We start from the raw sequence: 9,621 nt of genomic DNA on the forward strand, positions 1-9,621 counted from the left end.
CAACGATCCCGGTAAAAGTCATCAGCCTGCCGCCCACCGGTCTTCGTCAGCGTCCGCAGGTCAGCCGACACCGCGCCTTTCGTGAAGAACCGCCTGGTTCGCACCAACGCCTCACTGACCCCTCCGTCCATCCCGATCTCGCGGCCGTCTTGACGATCTTCTGGCTGGACCTCTGTACTCACAAGTCATTCCTCATCGTCGGGAGTGGGAGCCTTGAGCGGACGTTACTCCGTGACCGCCTGGGGTTGGGGGAGCGCGCGGACGTGCGCACGTTCGGTCGACCGCACGACGGTCACGGTCAGGACCAAGGTGAGCGCCGCGGTCGCCGACAGCAGCCACAGGCCGATCGCGTAGGACTCGGTGCGGCCGTACACGTAGCCCATAATCAACGGCGGCACGAACCCGCCCAGCCCACCAGCGGCACCGACCAGTCCAGTGACTCCGCCCACCCGGGACGGGTCGGTGACCTCGGCGATCAGCGCGAACGTCGCGCCGCTGCCGGAGCCCAGCGCGGCGGCCATCGCCAGGAACGCGACGGTGCCGACGTGCTCGAGCAGCGGGTGGGTCGCGGCGACCGCGGCGCCGGCGACCACGACGGCGTAGCCAGCGGCCAGGACCGGTATCGGCCCGAACCTGTCGGACAGCCAGCCGCCGATCGGGCGCATGATGACGGCGACCACCACGAAGCCCGCCATCCGGTTCGCGGCGTCCGCAGGCGTCAAGCCATAGTCGGTCTTCAGGTAGGCAGGCAGATAGACCGAGAAGGCGACGTACCCGCCGAAGGCCACCGCGTACAGGACGCAGGCCTGCCAGGTGATCGGGAGTCGCGCGTTGGCCGCGAGCCGCCGTACCAAGGACGTGGTCGGCGCGCTGCGTCCTGGAGCGTCACGAAGGACCAGCCAGGCCACGACGGCGTACACGGCGAGCACGGCTGCCGTGATCAGGAAGGGCGCCTTGGAATCGACGTTGTTGTACAGCTTCACGGTGGTCAGTGCGCTGATCGCCGTACCGCCCATGCCGGCACCGAAGACCCCCACCGCGAGCCCCCTCCGCTCAGGCGGAAACCACGCGTTCACGAACGGCACCCCGACCGCGAACGCCGTCCCCGCGACGCCCAGGAAGAACCCGCCGACCAGCAGCAGGACATAGGAGTCGAGCGCGACGAACGCGATGAACAGGATCGGCACGATCGTCACCGCCGAGACGATCGGGAACATCACCCGCCCGCCGAGCCTGTCGGTCAGCGCTCCGACGACGATCCGCCCGAGCGAGCCCACGATCACGGGCACCGCGACCATCAAGGCGACGTCCGACTCGGTCAGAGACCCAAGGGTCCCGTTCTGCCGGAACAGTGGGCCGAGCGGGCTGATCAGCGCCCAGGCCCAGAAGTTCACGGCGAAGCCGAGGGTAGCCATCCCCAGCATCAGCCACGGCGACCCCGTTCGGTGTCCCGTACGGCGCTCGGTCGGCTGCGGTGCTGTCATCGATCACGCTCCGGATTCGTCACGACAAACAACTTCGCCGACCCTCACCGTGTTGCCAATAGGACCAAAGTCATGCATCCGCCCGCAGAAGACTCAGCCGCCACGTCTCCGGGCCGCGCTCCAGGTACTGCACGGTGAAGGCGCCCGGCCACCGCCGACTCACCTGCTCCAGCAGCGGAAGTGGGTCGTGGGGCGCGATCAGCACAAGACCTCCGCCCGGACGCACCGACTCCAATGCTCCGAAGATCGTCGCGTGCCGAATCGGATGGGGGATGGAGCGCGCGTCCAACTCCGGAAAACCCTGACCGTCCGCCCCACCGCACGCACACCCATCGCCACCGCAGCCATCGCCCGCGTCCGGTGCCAGGTCCTCGGTGTGTCCGAGGAGTTCATGGAGGCCGCCGAGCAGTTCCGCGACCGATACGCCAGGGGATGCTGCGAGCAGTGGCAGCACCAAGTCGTTCTCCTTCGCCAGGTGCGAGTCGAACACCGCGTGCAGGGCCGTGGCCGACGCCGCGGCCCGGACCAGGTCGGCGGCGTCGGCCACACCGCGCACCAACCGGGCAATGACTTCGTGCTCGCCGAGCATTGCCTGCACCAGCAGTCGACCCTCGACCATCCCCTGTGCGGCCGGGTACATCGCCTGCTCCTCGGCCCGGGCATGCGGGATCAGCTCGCGGTGACACCAGTCGACCAACTCTCGTCGAGCCAGTTCGGCCGCGGGCGTGTCGCGCCGGGCAGCAGCCGCGACCAGCTCCTCGGTGCGCAGGCTCAACGCGCCCGCCATTTCGGCGTGATGGTGCCGCACCGCATCGGCGGCTTTGGCGTCGGTCTCCGTCGAGGCGATGACGAGTTCGGACATGGGGTGTCTCCTTCAGCTGTCGGTGGCGGCGTCACCAGGATTTTATTACACTCTACTCCGTGGAAAATAATCAAGCCGCGATCCCGCACCGGCACGGCTACGGTCCGGTGTCGAGTACGGGCCGGAGCCGCGCACCGCTGTCCAGGTCGCGGGCGGCGCTGCTGGAAACGCTACGCGCGCAGACCGAGCCGATCACCCTCGCGGCTCTGGTCAGCGCGACCGGACTGCATGCCAATACGGTTCGCGAGCACCTGGAGGCCCTGGTGCGCGACGGCTTCGCTCACCGGCATCAGGCGGCACCTGCCGGTCGGGGACGGCCCGCCTGGCTCTATCAGGCCGCGGGCAGCGACGCCGCCGCGGCACCGGAGTACGCCGGCCTCGCCGCCACCCTCGCCGCTACGATCCACCGGAACAGCTCCTCACCGCACGAGGACGCGGTTACCGCCGGCCTGGAGTGGGGTCACCAGCTCGCCCGGACCCGCGGCGCCGAGCCGGCTCCGAGTCCGGCGGCGGCGCGACGAGAGGTGGTCTCACTGTTCGACGAGATCGGATTCGGGCCCCGCGCCGATTCTCGGAGTACCGTCGTACGGCTCACCCGGTGCCCGCTGCTCGAGGCGGCCCACCAGTACCCCGACGTGGTCTGCGGGGTGCATCTCGGGCTCGCGCAAGGGGCTCTAGAGGAGTACGGCGCGGATCCGGAGGGCACTGAGTTACGGCCGTTCTCCGAGCCCGGGGCGTGCAGGCTTCACCTGAAGACGCGGCCCAGATGAGCGCTGTCGCCGATACCGCCGGCGGGACTGCGCGGCGAGCGGCGCTGCCGAGGCTCGTGTTCCTCGCTCCCGCCGGAGTTGCACTGCTGGCCGGGCTCGACGCAGCCCTCCTTCTGCTCGGCGTCCCCGCTCCCGTACGAGTCGACCGACTTCCAGAGATTCACGGGATGCTGATGGTGCTCGGGTTCGTGGGCACACTGATCGCTCTCGAGCGCGCGGTCGCCTACCGCCAACCCGTCGCTTTGGTCGCTCCGGCGTTGCTCGGCCTCAGTGTCATGCTCCTGCTCTCGCCTGTCCCGGTCGTGGTCGGTAAGGGTCTGCTCGTCGCGGGTGCTGCCGCGCTGGTGGTTCTGTACGTACCGCTATGGCGTCGTCAGCGCGACACCGCGGTCTTGGTCCAGGCCCTCGGCGCCGTCCTCGCCCTCGGAGCTGCTGGTCTGTGGCTGGGCGGAGTCACCATCCCCATGCTTCTGCCGTGGCTGGTCGGATTCGTAGTTCTGACCATCTGCGGCGAACGCGTGGAGCTCGCTCGGCTGTCGCTGGGCTCCAGGGTGGGCGGCACGACGCTGCTGCTCGCGTGTGCTCTGCTCGGGGGAGTCGTCGCCGCGCTTCTGTGGCCGACGTCCGGCACTGCCCTGCTCTCGCTGGCCTTGCTCACGCTGACCTGGTGGCTGGCCGGCCACGATGTCGCGCGACACACGATCCGCAGCAGCGGGTTGCCGCGGTACACCGCGATCTGCATGCTGGCCGCGTACGGCTGGCTGGGCGTTGCCAGCGCCATCTGGCTGGTCGGCGGGCCGGCCGGTGACGGCGCCCGGTACGACGCCGTGGTTCACGCGGTGTTCCTCGGGTTCACGCTGTCGATGATCATGGCGCACGCTCCCGTGATCCTTCCGGCCGTGCTGCGTCGGCCGCTTCCGTACCGTCCCGTCCTGCTGGGGCCGGTGGCGTTGCTGCACGCATCTATCGCGGTCCGGCTGTGGCTCGGCGATGGGCTCGGCAGCCACATCGCGTGGGTCACCGGCGGAGTCCTGAACGTCGCGGCCGTCGTACTGTTCGTCGCCGTCGCCATCTGGTCGACCACGCGGCGCGCGAAGGTCGGGGTTGCGCAGTGAGTACGACGAACGCTCGCGGCTTCTGGCCGTTGCGAGATTTGCCGGTGCTGTTCTGGCTGATCGGCACGATCGTCGTGGCGATTCTGCATCCGTTCCTGCCTGCTCCGCGGTGGTTGATGATCCACCTCCTCCTGCTCGGCGCCGTCAGTCACGCGATCCTGGTGTGGAGCCGGTACTTCGCCGACGCGCTGCTGCACACCCCGACCAGCGACCGAGCGGGCCAGAGCCGGAGGCTGCTCCTGCTCAACGGTGGAGTTCTGGCCGTCGTGGCCGGCGTGGTTTCGAGCACTTGGGCAATCACCGCGGCAGGTGCTGCCGCCGTTGCCACGGCGGTTCTCTGGCACGGCTGGGTGCTCGTTGGTCTGATCCGGTCGGCCCTCGCGGCGCGGTTCGGCGCAACTGTGCGCTTCTACGTGGCTGCGGCGTGCTTCCTGCCGGTCGGCGCGACCCTGGGATCCCTGCTGGCACGAGACCTCCCGGACCCCTGGCATGCGCGTGTGGTGCTCGCCCATGCGGCCGTCAACCTGCTCGGCTGGGTCGGTCTCACCGTCGCAGGCACGCTGGTGACCTTGTGGCCGACCATGCTGCGCACCAGGATCGCCGAGGGTGCCGAGAAACAGGCCGCGCAAGCCCTGCCGGTGCTGATCGCCGCGGTTCTCGTCACCGCGGGGAGTGCCGCGGCAGGCTCGCGAATGCTCACGGCAGTTGGCCTGCTGGCGTATGTCGTCGGCTTGGCGCAACTGGGCCGCGCCTTCCTCAACGCGCTCAGCAGGAACCCGCCGAGGTCGTTCCCGGCCGACTCGGTCCTGGCTGCACTTCTTTGGCTGGTGGGTGTTCTGCTCGTCCTGGCGGTCGGGATCGGGACCGCTGGCTCCTGGTCCGGGGCCGGCCGGCTCTTCGAGTGGCTGACCCCGTTCCTCGCCGCTGGATTCGGTGCCCAGGTCTTGCTCGGCGCGCTCTCGTACCTGGTTCCGGTGGCGCTCGGTGGAGGGCCGACCGCGATCAGGGCAGCCAACGCCGCACTGGATCGTGGCAGCCCACTGCGCATCGTTGTCACGAATCTGGGTCTGCTGGTGTGCGTGCTCCCGGCACCCAGCGCCGTACGGGCGGTGACCTCGGTGGCGGTCTTGTGCGCTCTGGCGTCGTGGTTGCCGCTGCTCGTGCTGGCCCTTCGCGCATCGCGGCGCGCCAAGGCGGAGGCAGCCGCCAGTCTGGCGCGCGGCGACAAGCCGTCACGAAGCGCCGAGCCGCGACGCCCCGCAGGCCAGGTGGCTGGACTCGCCGTGACCGGTGCGGCCGTCGTGGCCCTTGTCGTGGCTGCCGGAGTTGCTGTCGATCCGAGCGCCCTGGGGCGAGGTACGGCGCTGTCCGCGGCCGGAGAGGTTTCCGCCACCGGGCACACCACCACCGTCCAGGTGGCGGCGCGCGATCTGCGGTTCCAGCCCTCGACTGTCACGGTCCCCGCTGGCGACCGGGTCGTCATCGTCCTCACCAACGTCGACGACGAGGACGTGCACGACCTCCTCCTCGACAGTGGCGCCCGTACCCGACGGCTGTCACCAGGGCAGTCGACGCGACTGGACGTCGGGGTGGTGGGACGCGCAATCGACGGCTGGTGCTCGGTGATCGGTCACCGCCAGCTGGGCATGACGTTCCACATCGACACGACGCCAGCCGCCGGTTCCAGCCAGGCTGGGCATGGCGTGCACGCCCATGGACCTGGTGCTCAGGCTGAAACCGGCGGGCAGGGCGACGGATCCGGTGACGCCGCCGGGAAGCTCGACTTCATGGCGAAGCCGCCGCCTGGCTTCGAGGCCGTCGACGCCGCGTTACCACCCTTGGGCTCCGCGCGAGTTCAGCGGCGTACGTTCGTCATCCGCGACGTCGTCCGTGAGGTGGCGCCCGGAGTGACGCAGCGGTTGTGGACGTACGACGGCACGATGCCGGGACCGGTGTTGCATGGCCGGGTCGGGGACAGCTTCGAGATCACCCTGGTCAACCGCGGGTCGATCGGGCACTCGATCGACTTCCATGCCGGTGCCTTGTCGCCACAGGGCCCGATGCGGACGATCGCCCCCGGCGACTCGCTGGTCTACCGGTTCCGCGCGACGCGTGCCGGCGTGTGGCTGTACCACTGCTCGACGATGCCGATGTCGGCCCACATCGCCAACGGACTCTTCGGCGCGGTGATCATCGAGCCGCCGAACCTGCCGAACGTCGCCCGAAGCTATGTGCTCGTCCAGTCCGAGTTCTACCTCGGGGACCAGGCCGGCCTCGTCGATGTCACGAAGGTGCAGTCCGAGCGCCCCGACGCCGTGGTGTTCAACGGCTACGCGAACCAGTACGACCACAAGCCGCTGGCGGCGAAGCCAGGAGACCGCGTCCGGGTGTGGGTCCTCGACGCTGGGCCGAACCGGTCGTCGTCGTTCCACGTAGTCGGTGCGCAGTTCGATACGGCGTACTCCGAAGGCGCTTATCTGCTCCGCGGCGGCCAGGCCGGCGCGCAGAGCCTCGGTCTGCAGGCCGGGCAGGGCGGCTTCGTCGACCTCACGTTCCCGGAGTCCGGCGACTACCCGTTCGTCTCGCACGTGATGGTCGACGCCGAGCGCGGGGCGCACGGCAGCTTCCATGTCAGCCCATGACACGGGTGGTTACGAGGTGCGGGACCGCAGAACCGTCCGGGTGAGGTGCCGGATCATCGCCACGAACACCACAGCCCACGCCGCGACGGCGGCCCACAGCTCGCCGCGGCCCACCGCCTCCACCACCGGTAGGTGATCGGCCCGGCCGAGGTAGATGCCGGCGACGGCGTACATGCCCAGCGGGAACACGATGCTCCACAAGGTTGCGTCGTACCGCAGCGGCACGTGGCGCCGGACGTGGCGCCACCAGCCGGCCGCGACCAGTACCGGCATCAACCAGGTCGCGAACGCCCAGAAGACCACCGCCAGGCCCGCGATCAGCTCGCGCGTGGCCGCCACCATGGGTGCGTCGGCCATCTCGACGATCCGAGCGCCCGCGAGGACGGTGATGGCGAGCGCACCCATCGACACCCAGTACGGCGGCGTCAACTCGTCGGGCCCGAACTCGTAGAGCATCAGACGCAACGACACGAACAGCCCGGCCGCACCGTACAAGAACACGCCGACCGACCACGACATCACCGCGAGCACCGCGAGCTCCCGGCGTACCGAATCGAACACCGGCTCTACGGTGGCCGCTGCCACGGCGACAGACTGGCTGGCCACCACCCAGATGAACCACGTGCCGTTGGCGCTAGCCAGGACCGGTCGCTCCTGTCGTCCGAGTACTGCGGTCCACGGGACGACGTAACCCAACCCGAGCCAGGCGAGTCCGGCGAGCCCGAGCAGAACCGCCGTCGCCGTGGGGAAGCCCGCCACACCGAGCCGGACCCCGAGCACGTTGGTCCCCGCGACGAAGGTGAAGAATCCGAACGCCCGGCGCGGATCCATGAAGTCCTCGACCAGCGCGGCGCGATACGCGATGAACCGCCATCCGGTGAGGAGCAGCAATCCGGCGAACGCAGCTCCGCACACGGCCAGCAATATCCGCGACAGAAGCTGGAGGTCCTCCAGGTGCAGCCCGACCGAGATGATCCCGGAAGCCATCACCAGCGCGAAATAGCCAGGTGTGAGACCCTCAACAGCCCGGCGCACCCGAGCACCGAATCCGTCAGCCACCCGTCGAAGTCTGCCACGATCCCCCGGCCGGATCCGCGACCCTGGCCGGTGGCCCAGTGGTTCAGGAAGTGGTGGTCGTCAGGAAACTCGGCTGCTCCGCGTGTGCACGGCTGACAGTCTCCCAACCCGTGCCGTCCAGCGACACCACCGCGACCGGGAAGACCCCGAGATTCTCCTTGTCGATGTGCTCCCGCAACTCGGCGAGCAGACCCAGCACCTCATCGGCGAAACCCGCCGCCGCCGGAGCCAGCCTCGACAACCGTTGATCGAAACTCAGGTGCTCCAGCTCGAGCTCGTCGACCGCGTACGCGAAGTCGCCCTGCTCCTTCATCGCCGCGAAGACGCCACGCTCCTCACGCCCGACATGCTGCCCCAGAAGCTGCTCCAGATTGGCCAACGCCTCGACCGCAGCTGGCACGTCGCCGGCCTTCAGCGCTCGTCGTACGTCGCCCGCCACGTCGAGCAGAACGAAATGCTCGTCCATCAGCTCGGCGAGGGGCTCCACGCCCCGGCAACCGCAGTGCTCGCACATTCTTCCTCCCGGATCTCTCCTCACCGATTTTACTACAGGAAAGGCCGTGTAAAATACCGTGTGGATCACACCCAGCGACACCTCAGGAAGGCTTGTAGAGGTTCAGCAACTGTCCCCGGACCAGATCGACGTACTGCTCGGCGCTGCGGTGGCCGCGCCGAGCACGCACAACACCCAGCCATGGCGGTTCGAGGTCCAGGGCGACACCGTTGACGTCTTCCTCGACCGGTCACGCGCCCTGCCTGCAGAGGACTCGACGGGACGAGCCTGCGTATCTCGGCCGGTGCCGCGGTCTTCAATCTCAGGTGCGCGGCCGCGGCGCTGGGACTCGGCAGTCGGCATCGGCTCGCACCATCGGACTCCGAGCCCGATCTGATCGCCGAGGTGGTCCTCTCGTCCACCGGGACATCCGACCGCGAACTGGCCTCGCTCTACCCACACATCGCCCGACGCCACACCAGCCGTGAACCGGGACCGATCGCGCAGTTGCCGACGGCCGTCCGAAGCCTGCTGCAGCGGGCGGCTGCCGGCGAAGGGCTCGAACTTGTCTGGCTATCGACGGCAGCAGCGCGAAGCGTGGTCAGTTCTGGGGCGACCGCTGTGCTGCGTGGCCGGGCCGACCCTGTACACGCTCAACGGCGCTTACAGAAGGCCGTCGGTGACGACAGATGAATTCCTAACCGTTCTCCGCGAGGTGCGGGATGGAAGAAGCGGGTTGGGCCTGACCCGTTTTGACGGACATCCGAGATCAGGAGCTTGTGCTCCGGAAGGATGTTCATCATGGAGACCATGGGCAAGAAGAAGCCGCGGCCTCGCCGTTCGTTCACAGCCGAGTTCAAGGCCGAGATCGTCGAGCTGTGCCAGCGCGGCGACCGGTCGATCGGTCAGATCGCGAAGGACTTCGACCTGACTGAGACCGGGGTCCGGGAGTGGGTGAAGCAGGCCGAGCGTGATGCCGGGACCCGCGCCGACGGGTTGACCACCGCGGAGCGAGACGAGCTCGCTCAGCTGCGGCGGGAGAACCGCCGGCTCCGGGAAGACGTCGACATCCTCAAGCGTGCAACGGCTTTCTTCGCGTCAATGCCATGATCTTGGTGCCCGGCGGGGTTCGCTCGTTTCTTTGCTGCCTCGCAGTTCGATGGCTTGTCCTCGATGTG

Annotated in this window: 9 protein-coding genes; 5 read left to right on the forward strand and 4 right to left on the reverse strand. The window is 68.7% G+C overall.

The window, feature by feature from the left end; translation table 11 throughout:
• Nucleotides 1-224 precede the first annotated feature (224 nt).
• Together EV651_RS41015 and EV651_RS41020 are read right to left on the reverse strand one after the other, a co-directional pair.
• Nucleotides 225-1,484 carry an MFS transporter gene (locus EV651_RS41015; protein ID WP_166658954.1) on the reverse strand — a complete coding sequence of 420 codons (1,260 nt, stop codon included), beginning with the start codon at nucleotides 1,482-1,484 and terminating at the stop codon, nucleotides 225-227.
• Between the two features lie 70 nt (nucleotides 1,485-1,554).
• Nucleotides 1,555-2,346: a DUF2249 domain-containing protein gene (locus EV651_RS41020; RefSeq protein ID WP_133791636.1), complete on the reverse strand. Its 792-nt coding sequence runs from the start codon at nucleotides 2,344-2,346 to the stop codon at nucleotides 1,555-1,557.
• Between the two features lie 59 nt (nucleotides 2,347-2,405).
• On the opposite strand from EV651_RS41020, the gene EV651_RS41025 reads away from it, so the two are divergent.
• From EV651_RS41025 to EV651_RS41035, 3 genes are read left to right on the forward strand one after another with little or no spacing between them, the layout of a single operon-like run.
• Entirely contained in the window at nucleotides 2,406-3,116 is a 711-nt protein-coding gene (locus EV651_RS41025; RefSeq protein ID WP_238157551.1) for a metalloregulator ArsR/SmtB family transcription factor, read from the forward strand.
• On the forward strand, nucleotides 3,113-4,231 hold the full coding sequence (locus EV651_RS41030; protein ID WP_133791638.1) for a hypothetical protein: 1,119 nt from the start codon (nucleotides 3,113-3,115) through the stop codon (nucleotides 4,229-4,231). Before EV651_RS41025 ends, EV651_RS41030 begins: the two co-directional genes overlap by 4 nt.
• Complete coding sequence (locus EV651_RS41035) at nucleotides 4,228-6,873, forward strand: multicopper oxidase domain-containing protein (RefSeq protein ID WP_202870760.1); 2,646 nt, start codon at nucleotides 4,228-4,230, stop codon at nucleotides 6,871-6,873. Before EV651_RS41030 ends, EV651_RS41035 begins: the two co-directional genes overlap by 4 nt.
• Nucleotides 6,874-6,882: 9 nt before the next feature.
• Here the strand turns inward: EV651_RS41035 and EV651_RS41040 are convergent, their stop codons facing one another.
• Entirely contained in the window at nucleotides 6,883-7,932 is a 1,050-nt protein-coding gene (locus tag EV651_RS41040) for a tellurite resistance/C4-dicarboxylate transporter family protein (RefSeq protein WP_238157552.1), read from the reverse strand.
• 61 nt (nucleotides 7,933-7,993) lie between these two features.
• Complete coding sequence (locus EV651_RS41045; RefSeq protein WP_166658955.1) at nucleotides 7,994-8,437, reverse strand: hemerythrin domain-containing protein; 444 nt, start codon at nucleotides 8,435-8,437, stop codon at nucleotides 7,994-7,996.
• Nucleotides 8,438-8,522: 85 nt separating this feature from the next.
• Here EV651_RS41045 and EV651_RS43495 point away from each other — a divergent pair, with 85 nt between their 5' ends.
• Both EV651_RS43495 and EV651_RS41055 read left to right on the forward strand, forming a co-directional pair.
• Nucleotides 8,523-8,840: a nitroreductase family protein gene (locus EV651_RS43495; protein WP_133791642.1), complete on the forward strand. Its 318-nt coding sequence runs from the start codon at nucleotides 8,523-8,525 to the stop codon at nucleotides 8,838-8,840.
• A gap of 404 nt (nucleotides 8,841-9,244) precedes the next feature.
• A complete protein-coding gene (locus EV651_RS41055) occupies nucleotides 9,245-9,553 on the forward strand; it encodes a transposase (protein WP_166658956.1) in 309 nt (102 codons plus the stop codon).
• Nucleotides 9,554-9,621: the final 68 nt, after the last annotated feature.

Origin of the sequence: Kribbella sp. VKM Ac-2571 (assembly GCF_004362255.1) — a bacterium.
Taxonomy (GTDB): Bacteria; Actinomycetota; Actinomycetes; order Propionibacteriales; family Kribbellaceae; genus Kribbella; species Kribbella pratensis.